This window comes from Microbacterium sp. NPDC057659 (genome assembly GCF_042799915.1).
Taxonomy (GTDB): domain Bacteria; phylum Actinomycetota; class Actinomycetes; order Actinomycetales; family Microbacteriaceae; genus Microbacterium.
Genome location: NZ_JBHVHU010000001.1, coordinates 1,698,598 through 1,718,673 on the forward strand (window position 1 = coordinate 1,698,598; position 20,076 = coordinate 1,718,673).

At 69.9% G+C, this 20,076-nt stretch carries 22 protein-coding genes and 2 tRNA genes; 4 read left to right on the plus strand and 20 right to left on the minus strand.

Annotated elements, in window-relative coordinates:
* Positions 1–4 precede the first annotated feature (4 nt).
* The 15 genes from ACFVAE_RS08060 to ACFVAE_RS08130 all read right to left on the minus strand — a co-directional run bounded on the left by ACFVAE_RS08060 (position 5) and on the right by ACFVAE_RS08130 (position 14,096).
* Positions 5–1,276, minus strand: coding sequence for a sensor histidine kinase (locus ACFVAE_RS08060; protein WP_378890556.1), 1,272 nt, complete (start codon positions 1,274–1,276; stop codon positions 5–7).
* Between the two features lie 161 nt (positions 1,277–1,437).
* Complete coding sequence (locus ACFVAE_RS08065; protein WP_378890104.1) at positions 1,438–2,178, minus strand: response regulator transcription factor; 741 nt, start codon at positions 2,176–2,178, stop codon at positions 1,438–1,440.
* 395 nt (positions 2,179–2,573) lie between these two features.
* Positions 2,574–4,646: an ArnT family glycosyltransferase gene (locus tag ACFVAE_RS08070; protein WP_378890107.1), complete on the minus strand. Its 2,073-nt coding sequence runs from the start codon at positions 4,644–4,646 to the stop codon at positions 2,574–2,576.
* Positions 4,643–5,911, minus strand: a complete 1,269-nt coding sequence (locus tag ACFVAE_RS08075; protein WP_378890110.1) for a glycosyltransferase — start codon at positions 5,909–5,911, stop codon at positions 4,643–4,645. Before ACFVAE_RS08075 ends, ACFVAE_RS08070 begins: the two co-directional genes overlap by 4 nt.
* A gap of 64 nt (positions 5,912–5,975) precedes the next feature.
* The gene (locus ACFVAE_RS08080; RefSeq protein WP_378890113.1) at positions 5,976–6,719 is read right to left on the minus strand and encodes an amino acid ABC transporter ATP-binding protein; all 744 of its coding nucleotides are present in this window, start codon (positions 6,717–6,719) and stop codon (positions 5,976–5,978) included.
* On the minus strand, positions 6,716–7,582 hold the full coding sequence (locus ACFVAE_RS08085; RefSeq protein ID WP_378890116.1) for an amino acid ABC transporter permease: 867 nt from the start codon (positions 7,580–7,582) through the stop codon (positions 6,716–6,718). The genes ACFVAE_RS08080 and ACFVAE_RS08085 overlap by 4 nt, the downstream gene beginning before the upstream one ends.
* On the minus strand, positions 7,579–8,433 hold the full coding sequence (locus ACFVAE_RS08090; RefSeq protein WP_378890119.1) for an ABC transporter substrate-binding protein: 855 nt from the start codon (positions 8,431–8,433) through the stop codon (positions 7,579–7,581). The genes ACFVAE_RS08085 and ACFVAE_RS08090 overlap by 4 nt, the downstream gene beginning before the upstream one ends.
* Before the next feature lie 3 nt (positions 8,434–8,436).
* Positions 8,437–8,886 (minus strand): cupin domain-containing protein, encoded by a 450-nt coding sequence (locus tag ACFVAE_RS08095; RefSeq protein WP_378890122.1) that lies wholly within the window; start codon positions 8,884–8,886, stop codon positions 8,437–8,439.
* Positions 8,883–10,235, minus strand: a complete 1,353-nt coding sequence (locus ACFVAE_RS08100) for an amidohydrolase family protein (RefSeq protein WP_378890124.1) — start codon at positions 10,233–10,235, stop codon at positions 8,883–8,885. Before ACFVAE_RS08100 ends, ACFVAE_RS08095 begins: the two co-directional genes overlap by 4 nt.
* Positions 10,232–11,653, minus strand: a complete 1,422-nt coding sequence (locus ACFVAE_RS08105) for an adenosylhomocysteinase (RefSeq protein ID WP_378890127.1) — start codon at positions 11,651–11,653, stop codon at positions 10,232–10,234. Before ACFVAE_RS08105 ends, ACFVAE_RS08100 begins: the two co-directional genes overlap by 4 nt.
* A 68-nt stretch (positions 11,654–11,721) precedes the next feature.
* Positions 11,722–11,794 (minus strand) — tRNA-Arg (locus ACFVAE_RS08110).
* Between the two features lie 65 nt (positions 11,795–11,859).
* Positions 11,860–12,495 carry an asparagine synthase gene (locus tag ACFVAE_RS08115; protein ID WP_378890129.1) on the minus strand — a complete coding sequence of 212 codons (636 nt, stop codon included), beginning with the start codon at positions 12,493–12,495 and terminating at the stop codon, positions 11,860–11,862.
* Between the two features lie 54 nt (positions 12,496–12,549).
* The gene (locus ACFVAE_RS08120; RefSeq protein WP_378890131.1) at positions 12,550–13,206 is read right to left on the minus strand and encodes a GntR family transcriptional regulator; all 657 of its coding nucleotides are present in this window, start codon (positions 13,204–13,206) and stop codon (positions 12,550–12,552) included.
* Positions 13,207–13,381: 175 nt separating this feature from the next.
* Entirely contained in the window at positions 13,382–13,672 is a 291-nt protein-coding gene (locus ACFVAE_RS08125) for a DUF1905 domain-containing protein (RefSeq protein ID WP_378890134.1), read from the minus strand.
* A 28-nt stretch (positions 13,673–13,700) separates the two neighbouring features.
* Positions 13,701–14,096 carry a DUF1761 domain-containing protein gene (locus tag ACFVAE_RS08130; protein ID WP_378890137.1) on the minus strand — a complete coding sequence of 132 codons (396 nt, stop codon included), beginning with the start codon at positions 14,094–14,096 and terminating at the stop codon, positions 13,701–13,703.
* A gap of 63 nt (positions 14,097–14,159) precedes the next feature.
* Between ACFVAE_RS08130 and ACFVAE_RS08135 the strand changes: the two genes are divergently transcribed.
* Positions 14,160–14,813: a TetR/AcrR family transcriptional regulator gene (locus tag ACFVAE_RS08135; RefSeq protein ID WP_378890139.1), complete on the plus strand. Its 654-nt coding sequence runs from the start codon at positions 14,160–14,162 to the stop codon at positions 14,811–14,813.
* Between the two features lie 15 nt (positions 14,814–14,828).
* Here the strand turns inward: ACFVAE_RS08135 and ACFVAE_RS08140 are convergent, their stop codons facing one another.
* Both ACFVAE_RS08140 and ACFVAE_RS08145 read right to left on the minus strand, forming a co-directional pair.
* Positions 14,829–15,938 (minus strand): fatty acid desaturase family protein, encoded by a 1,110-nt coding sequence (locus ACFVAE_RS08140; protein ID WP_378890559.1) that lies wholly within the window; start codon positions 15,936–15,938, stop codon positions 14,829–14,831.
* Between the two features lie 178 nt (positions 15,939–16,116).
* Positions 16,117–16,320: a cold-shock protein gene (locus ACFVAE_RS08145; RefSeq protein ID WP_116242632.1), complete on the minus strand. Its 204-nt coding sequence runs from the start codon at positions 16,318–16,320 to the stop codon at positions 16,117–16,119.
* Between the two features lie 33 nt (positions 16,321–16,353).
* On the opposite strand from ACFVAE_RS08145, the gene ACFVAE_RS08150 reads away from it, so the two are divergent.
* Entirely contained in the window at positions 16,354–16,638 is a 285-nt protein-coding gene (locus ACFVAE_RS08150; RefSeq protein WP_378890142.1) for a hypothetical protein, read from the plus strand.
* 149 nt (positions 16,639–16,787) lie between these two features.
* On the opposite strand, the gene ACFVAE_RS08155 is transcribed toward ACFVAE_RS08150, so the two are convergent.
* Complete coding sequence (locus tag ACFVAE_RS08155; RefSeq protein WP_378890144.1) at positions 16,788–17,498, minus strand: lysophospholipid acyltransferase family protein; 711 nt, start codon at positions 17,496–17,498, stop codon at positions 16,788–16,790.
* Positions 17,499–17,585: 87 nt separating this feature from the next.
* Between ACFVAE_RS08155 and ACFVAE_RS08160 the strand changes: the two genes are divergently transcribed.
* Both ACFVAE_RS08160 and ACFVAE_RS08165 read left to right on the plus strand, forming a co-directional pair.
* Positions 17,586–17,677, plus strand: a tRNA-Ser gene (locus ACFVAE_RS08160).
* 86 nt (positions 17,678–17,763) lie between these two features.
* Positions 17,764–18,126, plus strand: a complete 363-nt coding sequence (locus tag ACFVAE_RS08165; protein ID WP_378890147.1) for a GntR family transcriptional regulator — start codon at positions 17,764–17,766, stop codon at positions 18,124–18,126.
* A gap of 7 nt (positions 18,127–18,133) precedes the next feature.
* Here the strand turns inward: ACFVAE_RS08165 and ACFVAE_RS08170 are convergent, their stop codons facing one another.
* Both ACFVAE_RS08170 and ACFVAE_RS08175 read right to left on the minus strand, forming a co-directional pair.
* On the minus strand, positions 18,134–19,072 hold the full coding sequence (locus ACFVAE_RS08170) for a carbohydrate ABC transporter permease (protein WP_378890150.1): 939 nt from the start codon (positions 19,070–19,072) through the stop codon (positions 18,134–18,136).
* Positions 19,069–20,028: a carbohydrate ABC transporter permease gene (locus ACFVAE_RS08175; protein WP_378890153.1), complete on the minus strand. Its 960-nt coding sequence runs from the start codon at positions 20,026–20,028 to the stop codon at positions 19,069–19,071. Before ACFVAE_RS08175 ends, ACFVAE_RS08170 begins: the two co-directional genes overlap by 4 nt.
* Positions 20,029–20,076: the final 48 nt, after the last annotated feature.

Below are 20,076 nucleotides of genomic sequence, written 5' to 3' on the forward strand. Positions count from 1 at the left end.
GACCTCAGGCCGTCGGCAGGCTGATCACGAAGGTCGCGCCCTCCCCGGGGACGACCTCGATCGTGCCGCCGTGCGCCTCGACCACGGCGCGGGCGATCGCCAGGCCCAGGCCGGTGCCCCCGCCATCCCCGCGCGAGCGGGAGGTGTCGCCGCGCGCGAAGCGGTCGAACGCCGCCAGGTCGTCGGGCAGGCCAGGGCCGTCGTCAGCGACCTCGAGCTTCACGGTGCCGTCGTCCGCCGCGATGCGCACCCCGACCGTCGTGCCGGGCGGTGTGTGCAGCCGGGCGTTGCCGAGCAGGTTGTCGACCACCCGGCGCAGATCGGCGGCGTCGCCGCTGACGATCGCCGGATCCTCGCCGAGCTCCATCGACCAGGCGTGGTCGGGGCCGGCGGTCCGTGCGGCCGCGACGGCTTCGGCGACCAGCATCCGCAGGTCGACGTCGACGCGCGTCATCGCGGGGAGCGCATCGAGCCTGGCGAGCATCAGCATCTGGTCGATGAGCGAGCTCATCCTGGTGCCCTCCGCGTCGATCAGCGCGGCGTTGCCGCGCATCTCGTCCGGTTCGGCTCCGGCGCGCTCGGACAACTGCGCATAGGCCCGGATGCTGGTCAGCGGTGTGCGCAGCTCGTGGCTGGCATCCGCCACGAACCGGCGCGTCGCCTGCTCCCCCGCCTCGCGCTCCGCGAGCGCCTGCTCGACGTGATCGAGCAGATCGTTGAGTGCGGCGCCCACCTGGCCGACCTCTGCGGTGGAGGCGATGTCGGCGTCGGCCACGCGCGGTGCGAGACTCACCTCGCCGCGGCCGAGGGGCACGTCCGTCACCTCGGCAGCCGTGCTCGCCACGCGACGCAGCGGCCGCAGCGCGCGGCCCATGGCGAGGGCCGCCGCCAGGATCGCGAGCAGGATGCAGGCGAGGCCGACCAGCACGACGACGAGGCCGAGCCTGCTGGTCGCCGCGGTCACCTGCTCCAGCGGCAGACCGGTGACGACGACCGCGTCATCGGATGCCGCACGAGCCGCGACCCGGTACGAGCCGAGGTCTCCGCCCAGGTCGACAGTCTGCGGAGCAGCACCGGCCGGCACAGACGCCAGCTCGTCCTGCTGCTCTGCCGTGAGATCGTGTCTGGTGCCGTTCGCGTCGATCCAGCCACCGACCGCGAAAGCGTCGTCGCGGAACACCGCCGTGACCGTGCCCGGCGACTGACCCGGCGCGCCGACCAGGTCGTCGCGATGGGGAGACTGCGGCGCACCGGGCGGGCGCAGCCCGCTCACCATGTCGGCACCGCGCTGGGCGGCCCCGTTCAGCCGGTCGTCGAGCTGCCCGAGCAGATAGTCGTTCAGCGAGACGACCGACACCACGCCCACGACCACGCTCGCCGCTGCGACCAGCGCCGAGGCGATCAGCACGACCTGCACGCGCAGGCTGCGGGCGCGCTTCACGGCGCCACCTTCAGCACGTAGCCCACCGTGCGCACCGTCTCGAGCCGCACTGCCTCACTCGCGGCGAGCTTGCGCCGAAGGCTCGACACGTAGACCTCGACGAGGTTGGAGTCCGTCCCGAAGTCGTATCCCCAGACCGCCTCGAGGATCTGCGAGCGTCGCAGCACACGGCCGGGGTTGTTCGCCAGCAGGAGCAGCAGCTCGAACTCGGTCGCGGTCAGGTCGAGCGGCTCGCCCGCGAGCGAGGCGGTCACGGCTGCCTTGTCGAACGAGAGGTCGCCGACGTGCAGCACGGATGCCGCGGGCTGGGCGATCGCGGCCGCGGTGCGGGCGAGCACGCGGACGCGGGCCTGCAGTTCCGGCACCGCGAACGGCTTGGTCAGGTAGTCGTCTCCCCCGGCCCGGAGGCCGGCGATCCGGTCGTCGTGGCCGTCCAGCGCGGTGAGGAACAGCACCCGCACCTCGGGGCGGATGGCTCGGATGCGGTCCATCGTCTCGAGTCCGTCGATGCCGGGCATCATGATGTCGAGCACCACGACGTCGGGCTGGAACTCGCGCACCGCGAGCAGCGCGTCGCGGCCGCGGTTCTCGACCCGCACCTCCCAGCCGTCGACGCCGAGCGAATTCGCGACGGCTCCGGCCAGAGGCACCTCGTCGTCGACCACGAGCACGCGCGCCGGGCTCCCGTCGGCGCGGAGCACCGGCGGGAGCCCGAGCGAACCGCCTGCCATGGTCATGTCCTGATCCTTGCGCACGTCGTTCTCCTTTCGCGAGCGGCGCCTCCGTCGCAGTTCGTCCCGTTGCGGCGTCGCCCGGACCGCTCGACTGATCCGATCGCGCATCGTCCGGCTTCGACGCGACCTCGCGTCGACCCTCCAGTCCGCTCACCTACTGATGCGCCCAGAGCATCAGTAGGTGAGCGCATCGCCAACTGAGCGCGTGGCCCAGCCCCGGTCGCCCCGCGACGTACGCGGGTGACCGCGACGAGACGAGCACACCACCGCTGAATGCGTCGCCATCGATGGCGCTCGCGTCGCAGTTAGTCCCGCTCTGGGCGTCGGATTCCGGGACGAAGTGCGACCCGACCCGTCACTGAGGTGCAGTGGCCGGTCCACGCGAACGCCATCGCGGTTCAGCGACCGCTCGGGGCTTTGGTGAGGTCGTAGACCGTGACGCCGCCGACGGTCTGGGCGGTGAAGTTCGCCTCGACCCAGGACTGGATCTCGGAGTTCCCGCCGCCCATCCCCATGCCGCCCCCGGCGATGAAGAAGTGGATGCGGCCGTCGTCGACGTACTGCTGGAACTGAGCGAGGGTCGGTGACGGATCGCTGCCGTTGAAGCCGCCGATCGGCATCACGGCGTCACCGGTGGCGAGCTGGTACCCGGCCGCGGACTGCGAACCGATGGTCGCGGCCACCCAGGTGTACTGCGAGGCATCCTTCTCGAGCAGCGCCTGCAGCTCGGGATCGACCGTGGACGCCTCGAGCAGACCGCCGGCACCGCCGCCGCGCCCGCCCTCGAAGCCGCCGGGCATGGCGCCCTCGGAGCCGCCGGGCATCGTCGGAGGCGTTCCGCCGTTCTGACCGGTGCCGCTCCCGCCCGGGAACCCGCCGCCGAAACCACCCGCACCGCCCTGCGTTCCGTCGGAGCCACCCTGGCCCCCGCCGTTCGGCATTCCGCCGGGGCCACCCTGACCGCCGAAGCCGCCCATACCGCCCTGCACCGACGGCCCCGCCGTCACGATCGACCCGGAGTGCCCGGTGCCGACGGTCTGCAGCGTGTACGCGGCCGGAGCCAGCAGACCGCCGATGATCAGCGCAGCGGCGGCCGATGCGGTCAGCACCCGCGAGCGCGGCGGCAGCAGCACGAGCGCTGCGCCGACGACGGACACGACGAGCACGACGACCTTCATCCACGGCATCCAGCTGCCGGAGCGCTCCAGCAGCACCCATGCCCAGCCGGCCGTGATCAGCGCAGTCGCGGCGAGCAGGATGCGGATCCACAGCCGGTCCCTGTGCGCGAACACGACCACGGCGCTCGCGCCGAGCAGCCCAGCCAGCGGAGCCGCCAGCGCGACCGTGTAGTACGCATGGAAGATCCCGGCCATGAAGCTGAACGCGAGCATCGTCACGATCAGCCAGCCGGCGAACGCGACCAGCAGGATGCGCCGGGGGTCGCGCCTCGGTGCGCGCCCGATCAGCACCATCGCACCGGCGAACAGGATCAGCGCGGCCGGGATCAGCCACGAGATCTGCCCGCCGATCTCGTTCAGGAACAGCCGGAACAGCCCGGTCTCCCCCCACATGCCGCCGCCGGCGCGCCCGCCGCCACCGACGCTGCCGACCTCGTTCCCTGTGATGCGCCCGAGTCCGTTGTACCCGAAGGTCAGCTCGAGGAAGCTGTTGCTCTGCGAGCCGCCGATGTACGGACGGGCCGAGGCCGGGACGAGCTCGACGACCGCGACCCACCAGCCCGCCGACACGATCACCGCACCCAACGCCGCGAGCAGGTGCCAGAGTCGCTTGAGCAGCGGCACCCCCGCGAACGCGAAGTACACGCCGGCGAGCACAGGAAGCACGAGGAACGCCTGCAGCTGCTTGGTGAGGAACCCGAAGCCGACCGCGACACCGGCCAGCAGCAGCCAGCGCAGCCGTCCGCCGTCGATCGCCCGCAGCGTGAGCGCCACCGACGCGGTGAGCAGCAGGAGCAGCAGGGCATCGGGGTTGTTGAACCGGAACATCAGGGCCGCCACCGGTGTGAGGGCGAAGACGCCGGTCGACAGCAGTGCGGCTCCCGCTCCGAAGCGCTTGCGCACCGTGAACAGGATGATCGCCGCGGTCGCGACACCCATCAGCGCCTGCGGCAGCAGGATGCTCCAGGAGCTGAGCCCGAACACCCGCGCCGACAGCTCCATCACCCACAGGCTGGCCGGCGGTTTGTCGACGGTGATCGAATTGCCGGCATCCGACGACCCGTAGAAGAACGCGACCCAGTTCTGGGTGCCGGCTTGGACGGCGGCGGAGTAGAACGCGTTCGCCCAGCCGCTCGCGGCGAGGTTCCAGACGTACAGGATGCCGGTGAGCAGCAGAGCGCCGGCGTACGCCGGGGCCTCCCAGCGGGAGCGGATGCGCGCCGCAGGCAGCGCGTCCGCGGCAGGCGGGGCCGGGGCGAACCCGGCGGGCACGGGGAATGATGCGGTGGTCATGAGCGGTTCGCCTCCTGAGCGATCATCCGGTGTCTGGTGGACAGGGTCTCGATGCGCGTCTCCGGCGGTGGACCGCCGTGGCCTCGATCGCGGAACACCCACAGCCGCAGCAGCGCGAAGCGCAGCACGGTCGCGACGAGGTTGGCCGCGGTGAGCACCCCGACCTCGAGCAGCGGACCCGGGTTCGGATCCGCGGCCTGCAGCAGCACGAGCGATCCGGAGGTCAGTGCCCACGCCATGCCGAACACGACCAGCCCCTGCAGGTGGTGCGTGGCGACGCGCGATCTGCCGCGGATGCCGAAGGTGAACCGCCGGTTCGCCGCCGTGTTCGCGACCGCCGTCGTCAGCAGTGCGAGGAAATTCCCCGCCTGGGCGGTGAGGAACGTCTGGAACAGCAGGTACACGAGCGCATAGGCCACGGTCGAGAGCACCCCGATCACGCCGAAGCGCAGCACCTGGGCGAGCAGCGGCACCGGCGGCTGCTCGAAGGGATGCCGCCCGAGATCGCGGTAGATCTCGTCCACGGGCACCCGCCCACGCGCGAGGCTCAGCCCGACGCGAGCCATCCCCTTCAGGTCCTCGGTCGCCGTGGGGATGACGTCGACTGAGCTGTGCGGGTCGTCGATCCAGTCCACCGGCACCTCGTGGATGCGCAGCCCCGCCCGCTCAGCCAGGATCAGCAGCTCGGTGTCGAAGAACCAGTTGTCGTCCTCGACGTACGGCAGCAGGCGCTGCGCAGCATCCGCTCTGATCGCCTTGAAGCCGCACTGCGCATCGCTGAACCGCACCCCGAAGGTGCCGCGCAGCAGGGCATTGTACGACCGCGAGACGAACTCGCGCTTCCCGCCGCGCACGATCCGCGAGGCGCGCGCCAGACGCGAGCCGATCGCGAGGTCGGAGTGGCCGGACAGCAGCGGCGCGACCAGCGGGCGCAGCGCGCGCAGGTCGGTGGAGAGGTCCTCGTCGACGTAGACCAGCACCCGGGCGGGCGACGCCGCCCAGACCGCCTTCAGCGCCCGGCCTCGGCCCTTCTGCGGCAGGTGCACGGCGACGACTCCGTCGAGGGTCGCAGCCAGGTCGTCGGCGATCTGCGCTGTGGCATCGGTGCTCGCGTTGTCGGCGATGGTGATCCGCCAGGTCGCCGAGTCGTCCTCGCTCAGATGCTCGTGCAGCAGCGCGATGCACTGCGCGAGTGTGTCCTGCTCGTTGTACACGGGCACGACGACGTCGAGGTCGAGGTCGAGAGGCGGCTGCGAGGAGGTCATGCGACCATGCTCGGCAGCCCGCCGTCAGGGACCCTGTGGCGACCCTATGCCGGGGATAAAGGCTCTACAGGCTGCGCACGCGAGCGAGGAACTCCGCCGTCGCCGGATGCTGCGGAGCATCGAAGATCTGCTCCGGCGGCCCCTGCTCGACGAGCACGCCCTCCTTGAGGAACACCACCCGGTCGGCGACCTCTCGGGCGAAGGACATCTCGTGCGTGGCCATCACGATCGTCGTGCCTCGGCGCTTCAGCTCACGGACCAGATCGAGTACCTCGCCGACCAGCTGCGGGTCGAGGGCGCTGGTGATCTCGTCGAGCAGCAGCACTTCGGGCTCGGTCAGGATCGCACGCACGATCGCGACGCGCTGCTGCTGTCCGCCGGAGAGCCGGTCGGGGTACTCGTCGGCCTTGGCGCCCAGTCCCAGCGACTCCAGCAGCTCGCGGCCGCGGGCGCGCGCCTCGGATGCCGGCCGGTGGTGCACCTTACGGGCGGCGAGCGTGACGTTGTCGAGCACGGTCATGTGCGGGAACAGGTTGAAGTGCTGGAAGACCACGCCGATCCGTGCGCGCACGGAGTCGGCATCCACCCGCGGGTCGGTGATGTCCTCGCCCTGCAGGAAGATCTGGCCGTCGTCGACCTGCTCGATGAGATTCATCGTCTTCAGAAGCGTCGATTTTCCCGACCCGGACGCGCCGATCAGCACGACGACCTCATGCGGCGTGACCGCCAGGTCGAGCCCGCGCAGTACGTCGTGGTCGCCGAAGCGCTTGCGCACGCCGCGGGCCTCGATCACGGGGATGATGCTCATACGACTCCTCCGGCCTGCTCGCGCTTGTTGAGGCGTGCGGTGACGCCGTCGGTCAGACGGATCATCGGCCAGCTCAGCGCGATGAAGAACAGCGCGGCGACGATGTACGGGGTGTAGTTGTAGGTCTCGGCGACCTGCAGCTGCGCGGCGCGCACGGCGTCGACGACGCCGAGGATCGAGATGAGCCCGACGTCCTTCTGCATCGACACGAAGTCGTTCATCAGGGCGGGGATTACCTTGCGCACGCCCTGCGGGATGACGACCATCCGCAGCGTCTGCGCGTGGCTGAGGCCGAGCGATCGCGCGGCGACGCGCTGCGACGGATGCACCGCCTCCATGCCCGCACGGAGCACCTCGGCGACGTAGGCCGAGTAGCTGATGACGATGGCGATGGTTCCCCAGAACACCGGGGGCATCCGCGGGAAGATCATCAGGGCCGGGATGCCGTAGCCGACCAGGTACAGCACGATCAGCACCGGCACTCCGCGGAAGAAGTCGGTGTACGCCGCAGCGAGGGTGCGCAGCGGGAAGAACACCGGGCCGCGCAGCGTGCGCATGACCGCGAGCAGGGTGCCGAGGATCGCGACGCCGACGGCGGCGATCAGCAGGACGACGATGTTCACCAGCAGGCCCTGGAACACCGGGCCGATGCTCGCCAGCGCGACCTCGGGATCGAAGAAGGTCTCGCGCACGACCGTCCACCCGGGAGTGTTCACCAGGATCGCGACGATCACGCCGATCAGGACGACGCTGCTGACGAGGGCGATCAGGACCGATCGCGTGGTGGCACGGCGCCGCAGAGCGCGGCGTGACAGCTCGAGGTCGCTCGGCTGCCACGTCGCGTCGGCGGTGGTGGTGCTCACTTCAGGACGGGGACGTCGACCGCGTCGCTGAGCCACTTCTGCTGCAGCTCGTCGAGGGTGCCGTTCTCGCGCAGGGTGTCGACGGCCTTCGAGACATCGGCGGTCAGCGCGGAGCCCTTCGGCAGCACGAAGGCGAAGTCGTCGCCGCCGTCGGTGCTGGCGAACTGACCCGAGACGGTGGCGTTGTCGATCTGCGCGCCGGTCACGTAGAACGCACCGGGCAGGTCGGTGACCATCGCGTCGATCTGGCCGCTCTTCAGCGCAAGCACGACGTCGTCGACGGTGTTGAAGACGCTGAGGTTCTTCTCGCCCAGCTGCGCCTTGGCGACCGTGTAGCTGGTGGTGCCGGCGGCGACGCCGACCTTGATCGTCTTCAGCTCGTCGATGGACGCGGCCTTCGCGGCGGGCGAGTCGTTCAGCACGACGACGGCCTGCGTTGTCGTGTAGTACGGCGACGAGAAGTCGACGGCCTTCTTGCGCTGGTCGGTGACCGAGAACTGCTGGATGTTGACGTCCCAGTCCTTCGGTCCGGGCGCGATCGCGGCGTCGAAGCCGGTGCGCACCCACTCGATGTCCTTCGCGTCGAAACCGAGCTCCTTGGCGACGGCGTTCGCGACAGCGCCCTCGAAGCCCTTGCCGTTCTCCGGCTTGTCGTCGACGAACCACGGCTCGTAGTTCGGCTCGCCGGTGGCGATCGTCAGCTTGCCCGCGGTGACCGTGGGAAGCGAGCCGTCGCCGGCGTCAGCCGACGGCGCGGCAGAGGAGGTGCCGGAACAGGCGGCGAGGGAGACGGCGGCCGCGACCGCGATGACGGAGAGCGCGGCACGACGGAGGGTGCGGGAAACGGGCACGGTTCACTCCTGAAGAGAGGTCGGGTTCGGGTTCAAGGGTACGTCGGCGGCGAGTCGCCAGTCTGCGAAGTCGAAACCTGGCGACACGAAGCACGAGACGAGCACTTCCGCGTCGTCGAGCGGGCGGGCGGCCTGCCACACTCCGGCTGGTACGAGCACCTGCGCAGCCTCGCCGGGGCCGAGCACGATCGGAGTCGCCTCCGCCGGCTCCGCGCCGTCGCCTCCCAGGCTCAGTTCGAGCCGGCCGGGCCCGTGCCAGAGCCACAGTTCGTCGCTGGTGACGACGTGCCAGGCGCTGCTCTCGTCCGGCTGCAGCAGGTAGTGGATGCAGGTGCCGGCCGGGCGCGCGCCGTTCGGCGTCTCGACGGCGATCGGGCTGGTCCAGGTGCGCCGGAACCAGCCGCCCTCGGGATGCGGGGCGAGGTCGAGGCGTTCGGCTGTCGCTGGTCTCATGGTCTGTCCTCCTTCTTCGCCGGGTCCTGAGCGCCCTTCGTCTCGTCGCTGCGCTCCTCGCTCAGGAACCGCGCAGACTGCGGGAACGAGGATGCCGCATACCGCACCTCGCCCGCCACGACGGTCGCCGCGGCGTGACCCGCGCCCGCCTCGACGAGCTCGGCGATCGCGTCGGGCCCTGCGGGCACGTCGAAGAAGGTCAGGTCGGCGAGCGCGCCCACCGCGAGGTAGCCGGTGCGGTCCGGCCCCACGTCGATGCCCATCGCGTGCGCGCCGCCGATGGTGGCAGCGCCCAGCAGCCGGGCGTGCAGGTCGCGATCGGTGTAGCCCTGCGAGCGCGCGATGCGCGCCAGCTCCGCGACATCCGCCATCAGGTCGAGCGACGGGCTGGACGAGAGCGAGTCGGTGCCGACGGCGATCGGGCTGCCCTCGCGCAGATAGGCGGCGATCGGCGGCTCCTCGAGCCCGATCACGGCGTTCGACCGCGGGCACAGCGCGACGGCGGTGCGCCGCTCGCGCAGGATCGCGCGGTCACGCGCGCTCATGTACACGCCGTGCGCGATGTGGCAGTCCGGGCCGAGCACACCGAGCTGGTCGACGAACTCGGTGGCGCTGGTGCCGAAACCGGCCTGGCGCAGCTCCTGGAAACTGGCCAGACCCGCGGTGTGCCAGGCCTGCGGATGCTCGTGGGCGAATTCGTTCTCGAAGGCGGCCTCGCCGAGGTGGATGTGGATGCGCCCGCCGCGCTCGCGGACGATGTCGGGGATCTCCAGCAGCGGCTCGATGTCGAGCGAGTACGGCGCGTGCGGTGACAGGCCGGTTCCGGGCGGAGTGGGCAGGGCGTCCAGCGCCTGCTCCACCTGCGCGCGCCCGGTGCGCGCCCAGTCCGCGTTGGTCCAGCTCATCACCTCCCAGTAGGTGATCCCGTGCAGCCGCGCGTCGTGCAGAGCGGATGCCGCGGACGGGTCGGTGACGACATCGGCGACCGCCGTGGTGCCGCTGCGCAGCGCCAGCTCGGCTCCTGCCGCAGCATCGGCCGCCCAGTCCCTGCCACCCTCGTAGACCGGATTGAACGCGGCGACCCAGTCGTCGAAGCCGGTGTACCGGCCCTGTCCGACGACGGCCATACCGGTGTACTGCAGGTGCGTGTGCGCGTTGACGAGGCCCGGAGTCAAGATGCCCGGCCAGTGCACCTCGTCGTAGGAGGCGCCGCGCTCGTCGAGCGATCGGAGCACCCAGGTGCGCTCGCCGACGTGCACGATGCGCCCGTCGCGCACGGCGACCGCGCCGTCGGGGATCGGAGGCGCGGTGACGGGCACGACGAGCCCGGCGGAGTAGACGGTGATCATGCCTGGTCCCCTCGATACCGCGGCGAGCGCCAGTCGGCCTGTGCCGCTACCTGCGCCGTGCTGCGCTCGTCGATCCGGTCGCCGCGGGCTGCGAGGGCGGCACGGGCGATCGCGGCATCCGCCTCAGCCGGGAACGGGTGCAGGCCGGGTGCGAGTCCGGCGGTGAGCAATTGCTCAATCGCGCCGAGCTGCACGGCGAAGGAGAGGTCCATGATCTCGATCGGGTTGCCTTCGGCGGCGGCCAGGTTCACGCAGCCGCCTCGGGCGATGAGGAGGGCGCCCTCACCGGCGCGATCGAGGTGCTCCCCCGCCGGGATCAGCGCGGACGGATCGAGGTCGACTTCGCCGGGCACCCCGCCGGCGACGGCCACGATGCCGGCGGCGCGCAGTGTCGCGGCATCCACCGTGTGCGGCGCACCGGTCGCGGAGACCACCAGCGCGCCGGGCGCGAGGTCGCGCAGCGGTCCGATGCGGAAGCCGTCGTGCGCGGCCTTCAGCGCGCGCACCGGATCGGTCTCGGCGACGGCTATCTCGGTGCCGAGTGCGCGCAGATGCGCGGCGACGCCCTCGCCGACCGGACCGTAGCCGATCACGACGGCGGGCTGGTCGCGCACGCCGATCCCGGCGGCGTCGAGCACATCGGCGATCGCGAACACGCACGACTGGCCTGTGCCGTAGCGGTTGTCGAAGGAGGTCTTCATGGCGGCGTCGTTCACGGCGATCACGGGGATGTTCAGCAGCCCCTCGCGCTCCATGACGCGCAGCGGCGTGAGGCCGCTGGTGGTCTCCTCCGCCGCGCCGCGCAGGGTGCCTGCGATCCCCTCTTCGTGCGCGAGGCGGATCAGGTGCGATCCGTCGTCGAGCAGCAGGTCGAACCCTCGCCGGAGGAAGGCGATGGCTGCGGCGCGCTCGGCGGCGCCGGTGAGCGCCGGATCCCCGTCGACCGGGATGCCGCGGTCCCGCAGCACGCGGGCCACGTCGACGTCGATCTCGTCGGGATGCGCATAGACGGCCACCTCGGCACCGGCGTCGTGCAGCAGCAGCGCGAGCTGCGCGGTCTTCGGCTCCAGCACCATGGCGATGCCGATCCGGATGCCGCGCACCAGACCCTCGTCGCGCAGCCGCGCGGCCACCAGGGTTGAGACCGGCATGTGCGCGCCGGCGCTGTCGACGCGGTCCTCCGCCGTGATGCGCGCCGGCAGAGGGGCGCCGTCGACGACGATCACGGGAGTCTCCCCCGTCACGAACGTGACACCGCTGTCGCCGAGGTGCCCGCCGAGCGCGCGGATCAGACAGCGAAGCTCGTCCGCGATCGCGTCGTCACCCTTCACCGCGAAGGCACGACCCGCGACCAGCAGATTGGTCTCGCGGGCGAACCGCCGCACGAGACGCTCGGCGGTGACGCGCTGTTCGGTCATGAAGCTCCCCAGGGAAGACGAAAGCCCCGGACACCGTCCGGGGCTTCCTATACTGTCTCAACACAGTGCGCGCCTGGAGGGACTCGAACCCCCAACCTTCTGATCCGTAGTCAGATGCTCTATCCATTGAGCTACAGGCGCACGGCCCTCAGCGGGCCGAAGAAAAGCCTACAACAGGTTCCCCAGGAACACGAATCGGGGCCGATTCAGCTCTTCGCGGCGGTCTTCCGGCCCCATCGCGAGGGCTTCTCGGCCTTGGCTTCGGCCTTCGCCGCCTCCTTGGCGAGCTTGTCCGCCTGCTTGCGCCGACTGCGCTGCTGCGACGACAGCGCCTGCAGGTCGACGAGCTTCAGCGCCTGCATCCGCGCCTCGCGCATCGACGCGTACTGCGGGTCCTGATCGGGTCGCATGCCCTCGACGCGCAGCCGGCGGTCGAGGTTGCCTCGGACGTCGGCCCAGGCCGCCGCTCGAGCCGACTCGACCAGTTCGCGGAGCTCTTCCGGGTCGTCGGCCATCTCGCGCAGACGCTGCGCGACGGCGGTGGACTGGCGCGCCCGGCGCTTGAGATTGCGCACGTCGCGATCACGGTAGTCGTGGGTTCCCACCGGGTCGGAGTGGCGGCCCTTGGCGCGCTTGCGCAGCGCGGCGAGGTGCTCCGCCGCCTCGTCGGACTCGGCAGCCATCGCGCGCAGCACATCGCGCGCATCGCCGGAGTACTTGTCGAGGTCGAACGCGCCGCCCTGGGCGATCGTTCCGACGAGGATGTGGTTCTTCACAGCGAGGCGCGCCGCCGATGTGGCGATCGCGACGCCTTCCGCGACCGCATCCGCTGTACGTCCCACGACACCTCCTGTCATGAGCGTACCCGGCGGGTCCGACGTCGGGACAGCCCCGAGTCAGTCGGTCGCCGTGACGACCCCGCCCCAGAGCAGGACAGCCTCGTCACAGGCCGACTGCAGATGGGCCCGGTTCAGCTCGCACACGCGCGCCGCATCCCGCTCGGCGAGTGCCTCGACGATCGCGTGGTGCGCGCCGATGTGGGCGCTCAGGTCGGCGTTGCGACCGAAGGCGCGGCGGAACCGGGTCTCGAAAACCCGCATGACCTCGTTGATCATCTGGTTGCCCGACAACTCGACCACCGCGCGGTGGAAGCGTCCCGAAGCGAGATTCGTCTGCACGACATCCCCCGACCTCGCGGCCTCCTCCTCCTCTGCGAGCAGGGCGACGACTCCGGCAAGCCCGTCCGCCTCCCAGTTCTCGGCGGCGACCGCGAAGGCCGCGTTCTCGATCGCGATGCGCACGACCCCCAGTTCGCGCACGTCGTGCGCGGTGAAGTCGCGTACAACTGCCCAGGTGCGCGGTCGCGAGAGCACGATCCCCTCGACGTTCAACCGCCTGATCGCCTCGCGCACCGGCAGCCGCGAGACGTGCAGCTCCGCCGCGATATCCCGCTCCACGAGTCGCGAATTCGGCAAGCGCCTTCCCAGCACGATGTCGTCCCGCAGTACGCGTGTCACGCGCTCTGATTCCAGTTCCCCAGGCCCCCGCCCCATGGATGGATTCAAGCACGCCTCGCGCAATCTGCAAAAGATGATGTCCGCGGCACCATCTCAGCTCGGCGCATAGCGCCTGATCCCGTCGACAACCGCCGATCCGACCGTACGCACATTGTCCTCCCTCGGAGCAGCGCGCGTCATCCGTGAAGTCACGGAGATACGGGACTCCGAGTCAGGCGCGCCGCTCGGTCAGGCGCACGGTGACGACGTCTCCGGTCGCCTTGGCGATGCGCCGACGCACGGCGGCGGTGATCGGCAGCTTGTGCGTGCCATCGCCGAGGGCCATGAAGGAGCTCTGGAAGGGCTCGCCGTCGACGGTTCCCGTCACCTTGACCAGCCCCCGCGTTCCGAAGAACTCGGCCGAGCCGTCCATCTGCACGTACGTCCACCCGCCCTTCGCGTCACTCGTCACGAGCGGCGCCGTGAACGTGACGTCGATCGGTCCGACCTTCTTCGCGTCCATCTTCGTATCCTTCCCTGGTTCCGTCGATTCAGTGCAGCAGCCCGACGACCACTGCGATGAGCAGCAGCTTCAGCAGCCAGTCCCCGCTGTGCAGGACGGCCGTCGGCACCGGCGCACGATCCCACCCGACCGAGCCGGCGAGCAGCACGACGGGGAACGCGAGCCAGAGCACCAGCGCGAGCAGCAGCGAGCCGGGGAGGTCGAGGAGCCCGGCCTGCGCGGCGACCCAGGCGAAGCCGGAGGCGAGCACGGCGGTGCGAACGAGCTCGGCGACGATCTTCAGCGGCCCCGGGCGGTCGCGCTCGACCGCGCGGCCGCCGGCGATCCGCTGCTCGAGCGGCGTGGCCAGCATGTAGTAGACGGTGCTGAGCACGAACGCGGCGATGGTCGCGACAGCGATGCCGATACCGATCATGAGGATCATCTCCTTTTAGTACTGGAGAGTACGCTATACCCTCATTTGCGTACTTTCCAGTACTATTTGAGGATGATGGCGACGACCGAACAAGCCCAGCCGCTGCGACGTCGCGGCCGGCCCGGTGGCCTCGACGGCGCAGAGCTGCTGTCCGCCGCGCGAGAGGTCTTCCTGGACGAGGGCTTCGCGTCCGCGACGATGGACGCCGTCGCCGCATCCGCCCGCATCTCGAAGCAGACCCTCTACCGCCGTTTCGGGTCGAAGGAGGAGTTGTTCGCCGCGGTCGTCGCGGACTGGGTCGAGCGCGGTCGCGATGCCATGCGCCCTCACCTGGAGCGCCTGCTCGCCGCACCGGACGTGCGGACAGGGCTGAGAGAACTCGCCGACGTGCTGCACGCGGGGGTGCTCAGCGTCCCCGTCGTGAGGATGCGAGGCCTGGTGATCGCCGAAGCGGAGCGGCTGCCCGAGGTCGCAGCCGACTACGTGCGACTCAGCTGGGACCGGAATCTGGCACAGCTCGCAGAGGTGCTCGATGAGCTCAGCACGCGCGGGCACCTGGCCATCGCGGATGCGCCCTCGGCCGCACAGCAGTTCACCTGGCTGGTGCTCGCCGCCCCGCTCGACCGCATCACGCTGACCGGGGGCGCCGAACGCCCCACCGCCGCCGGGCTCGCGGCGATCGCCGACGACGCCGTGGAGACGTTCCTGGCCCGCTACGCACCCTGACCCGACGTTTCAGGGTCAGACCCGGCGGAACTCCGAGACCATCGGGCAGTCGAAGGGGTCGCGAGCGGCGAGGCCGACACGGTTCAGGTAATCGATGACGATCGCGTACGACCGCCAGAGCGACGTCTCCGTGTACGGCACCTCGTTGGCGCGGCAGTAGTCGCGCACTATCTCCCGCGCCTGCGCGAGGTGGGGCCTCGCCATGCTCGGGAAGAGGTGGTGCTCCACCTGATAGTTCAGACCGCCCATGAGCCAGGTCGCCCACCATCCGCCGCGGATGTTGCGCGAGGTGCGCACCTGCTTCGAGAAGAAGTCCAGCTTCGCGTCGCGGTCGATGACGGGCATGCCCTTGTGGTTCGGGGCGAAGGAGGCGCCCATGTAGACGCCGAAGACGGCGAGCATCACGCCGACGAACGCGAAAGCCATGCCCACGGGAAGCAGCAGGAAGATCGGGGTCAGGATCAGCGCGAACCGCGCCGCGATCATCCCGACCTCGGCCCAGCGCCCCTTGACCTCACCCCGGCCCGCGAGATGGCGGAAGCTCAGCACGTGCAGGTTGATGCCTTCCAGCGTGAGCAGCGGGAAGAACAACCAGCCCTGCTTCCGAGTGATCAGGCGGCGGAGGCCCCTCGCCTGCGCGGCATCCTCGTCGAGGAACGAAATCGTGTCGACCTCGATGTCGGGGTCCTTCCCGACGCGGTTCGGATTGGCGTGATGCCGGCTGTGCTTCGAGTCCCACCACGAATAGCTGATGCCGACGAAGGACGCGAGCACGCGTGCCAGGCGGTCGTTCGCGGGACCTGTCGCCAGGATCTGCCGGTGCGCGGCCTCGTGCGCGAGGAACGCGACCTGGGTGAACAGCACGCCCAGCGCTCCGGCGATGAGCAACTGGAACCAGCTGTCGCCGAACAGGATGAAGCCGGTGATCGCACCGCCGAAGGCGAGGGCGATGGCCGCACCGACCGCGGCGTAGAACCAGGGGGCTCGACGCAGCAGACCGGTCTCGCGGACGACCTGCGAGACGTGCGAATACGCACGGGTGATCGGCGGGAAGTCCTCCGCACGGGCGTAGGTCTGACGGATGGGTCCGAGTGTCGCGGGTGCGACGGTGGATGCAATGGAGATGATCGGCGCCTTAGGTGTGGCCGACCGTCGGGAACGATCGGGACGAAGCCAAAGGCGGCTGCCGATCGCTTCCCCTCACAGTACGCGGGGGCACATGCCGCAACCTGCATGGATCCCGACATGCGGAACGGGCGGCCGGACCGAGGTCCGACCGCCCGTTCGCGTCAGTGATCGGAGATCAGAGGGGACGGATGTTCGCCGCCTGCATGCCCTTGGGGCCCTGCTCTGCGTCGAACTCCACCTTCTGGTTCTCGTCCAGGCTGCGGTATCCGTTGCCCTGGATCGCGCTGAAGTGCGCGAACAGGTCGGCGGAGCCGTCGTCCGGAGCGATGAAGCCGAAGCCCTTGTCTGCGTTGAACCATTTGACGGTGCCAGTGGCCATGACGTCATTCCTTCGTTGTCTGGGACCACGGGAGTGATCCGTGAAACCGCGTCGGCGACGCCGGCGCGGGGTATGGAGCTGCGCGGACAGGTGGTCCGCCGCAGGGGTCGCGTGGGCCTCGAGCGCGCTGCGCGCGGCATCCAGGGAAGCGGATGCGGCGAGGTGCTCGCCGATGGGCCCGAAGACGAGAACGTGGTCGTCGGAGTCGACGACGACATGGCCGGCGTACTCACCGTCGCGCGTGGCGACGTGAACGTCGTGATCGGCCTGGCGCCAGGAGAGCGCCGAAGCGGGTGCTGCAGAGATGAAGATGTGTAACAGTCTTTCAGTGATTCGCGATCCGCGCCATCTTTGGTGGGCCGCAGAGGAAGTCGGTGTGGCAGGCGCCTCGTGGGCCCTGTATGTGGGGACGGAGGGAGACCCTCAACGCCGTGTGACCTCTCACTCTAGCAGGTGGTGGCTGGGAGTCAGTCGCGCGAGGTCGCGTTCACGCTTCCGGAGCGCTCCTGACCGCTCAGGCGCGCGATGGCGGCCATCATGCGCTCGGTGATCTCGCGACGCGCCCTGCCGTCGGGAATCCCCTCGAGGTCGGTCAGGTCGAGCGGCTCCCCGAAATGCACCTCGACGCGAGGCTTCCCCGGCAGCAGGTGGCTCAGCGGCTTCACCGAACCGGTGCCGATCAGTCCGACGGGCACGACAGCCGCGCGCGTGTCTCGCGCCATCCAAGCCGCGCCGCCGTGTCCGTCGTGCAGCTTCCCGTCCCGCGAGCGGGTGCCCTCGGGGAACACCGCGAACACGCTTCCCGCACGAAGGATGCTGCTGCCCGCGTCGAGCGCGGCACGCGCGTCCCGCCCGGTCGCCCGGTGCACCGGCACGCCGCCGATCGAGCTGAAGAACCAGCGCTTGAACCGTCCCAGCATCCCCCGGCCGGCGAAGTACGACGCCTTGATGAGGAACTGCACCGGCCGGGTCGCGGACGTCGGGATGATGAGTGTGTCGAGCGACGAGAGGTGATTGCTCACCAGCAGCACGGCTCCGTGCTCGGGCAGGTTCGCCCGGCCGACGATGCGGGGACGGTACATCACCCAGAACACCGGCCGCAGGATCGTGCGCCCGATGAAGTAGACGGCACCGGGCCGCGGGACGGGAGCGGGGGTTGGCGAAGCGGTTGCGGTCACCTCCCTAACCTATCCGGCGGCGGGATTCGGACTACCGCCGTTCAGCAGTTATGATTGACGAACGTGCGCAGTCAAGGCTTCGCACATGGAGACGTCGCATAGTCAGGCCTAGTGCACCACCCTGCTAAGGTGGAGTCCCCTCACGGGGACCGAGGGTTCAAATCCCTCCGTCTCCGCCAACGCGAAAAGGCCCCAGGACGAAGTCCTCGGGGCCTTTCGCATGGGCGCGATCGCACTCCTGATACGTTCTGCTCAGGAGGTCCCCATGCCTGAACTCGACATCGCGATCGACCCGCACTCGGCGACGCCGCCGTTCGAGCAGCTCCGCGAAGGACTGCGCGATCGGATCGCGAGCGGTGCGCTGCGCCCGGGCACGAAGCTGCCTCCGGTGCGGACTCTGGCGACGTCACTGGGCCTCGCCGCGAACACGGTCGCGCGCAGCTATCGCGAGCTCGAGGCGGACGGTTTCGTCGAGACACACGGAAGGGGCGGCACGGTCGTCGCCCCGCAGCTGGACGCACCGCAGCGACACCAGCGGATGCTGGAACTCACCCGCGAGTACGTCGCCGCAGTGGAGGCCCTCGGCGTGGATCGCGCCGAGATCCCCGGGTACGTGGACCGGGTCTGAGCCTGCGCTACCCCTTCACGGCTCCCCCGAGACCCGCGGAGCGCAGGAAGACCGACTGGAACATCAGGAACATCGCGATCGGGATCAGCGTGGCGATCGCGAGAGCGGCCAGGAACACGTCGAGCTCGGTCTGGGACTGCACGGCGGGCAGCCGCACGGAGAGCGGCTGCACCGCGGGATCCGGCAGTACGAGCATCGGCCACAGGTAGTCCTTCCAGGCCGCGATGATCGCGAACACCGACACGACCCCCAGGATCGGCTTCGACATCGGCAGCACGATCGACCAGAACAGCCGCACCGGGCCCGCGCCGTCGGTCCTCGCCGCCTCGAACACCTCCCTCGGGAGCGCGTCGAAGAAGCGCTTGACCAGCAAGATGTTGAACGCGTTCGCCGCCATCGGCAGCCAGACGGCGAGGTAGTTGTTCAGCATCGATTGGCCGACCAGCGGCGGGTTCACGATCGTGAGGTAGAGCGGCACGAGCAGGACGATCCCCGGGATGAAGAGGGTCGCGAGCACGAGCGCGTTCAGGATCGGCGCGTACCTCGGCTTCAGCACCGACAGTCCGTAGCCCGCGGTCGTCGCCACGAACAGCTGGAAGAACCAGGCGCCCACGGCGAGCAGGATCGTGTTCCAGAAGTAGTGCGAGATGCCCACGTCGTTCCAGGCGGATGCCACGTTGGCCCAGTCGACCCCGTTGGGCCACAGGGCGAACGGCTGCGAGAGCGTGTCCTGGGTCGGGGTGATCGCCGACTTCAGCAGCCACAGGATGGGTCCCAGACCCGCGATGACCAGGGTGATCGTGAGGAACACGTGGGTGGCGCCCATCCCGAACCGTGTCGCGGGCTTGCGCCGGTCGGAGGCGGAGACGATCGAGCGCTCGCCCTGGTCCTCGGCCGCGCGGCGGGCGGACCTGCGCTCGGAACGGCGTGCGACGGCGGTGGTCATGAGTTGCTCCAGCGATTGGTGAGCTTGAAGTACAGCCAGCTGAGCAGCGCCAGCACGATCGCGAGCAGCACCGACACCGCGGTGGCCTCGCCGTATGCGCCGCCGAGACTGTTCCGGAAGGCCTTGTCGTAGATGTAGAGCAGGATCGTGCGCGTCGCCCCGGCCGGTCCTCCACCGGTGAACAGGAAGGGTTCGAGGAACACCTGCGCCGTCGCGATGATCTGCAGGATCAGCATGATGAAGAGGATGCCGCGCAGCTGCGGCAGCGTCACGTGCCATATCTTGCGCCAGACTCCGGCTCCGTCGACCTCGGCCGCGTCATAGAGCTCCGGCGGGACTCCGAGCAGCGCCGCGAGGTAGATGATGATCGACCCGCCGGCACCGGCCCAGGTGGCTTCCAGCACCAGCGAGGGCATGGCCTGCACAGCATCCTGGATCCAGGGCTGCGGAGGGATGCCGACCCAGCCGAGCACCGTGTTGAAGACGCCGTTCGGGTCGGCGGAGTAGAAGAACTTCCACAGCAGCACCGCGACGACGGGCGGAATGACGACGGGCAGGTAGGCGAGGGCGGAATAGAACCCCTTCGCCCTGCGCACCTCGCTCATCAGCACCGCCATCAGCAGCGGCACCGGGAACCCGAAGATCAGCGCCAGCACCGCGAACCACAGCGTGTTCAGCACCGCTTCGCCCAGCAGAGGGTCGGACAGCACCTTCACGTAATTGTCCAGGCCGACCCACTGCGAGGTGATCAGGTTGGTCTTCTGCAGGCTCATCACGACCGACTGCACGATCGGCGACCAGCTGAACACCGCGAACACGACGATCATCGGCAGCAGGAAGAGCAGATTCCACAGCCCGCCGCCGCGGTACCAGGTGACGGGGTTCCGTCGCGTGCGGCGCCGCGGTGGCGCCGTCATCGGCATCTCCTCCGCCGGCGCCCGTTCGAGCAATGCCATCGTGCCTCTCCTGCTGTGTCTGTCGGGTGAAGAGCGGGGCGGGCCGGC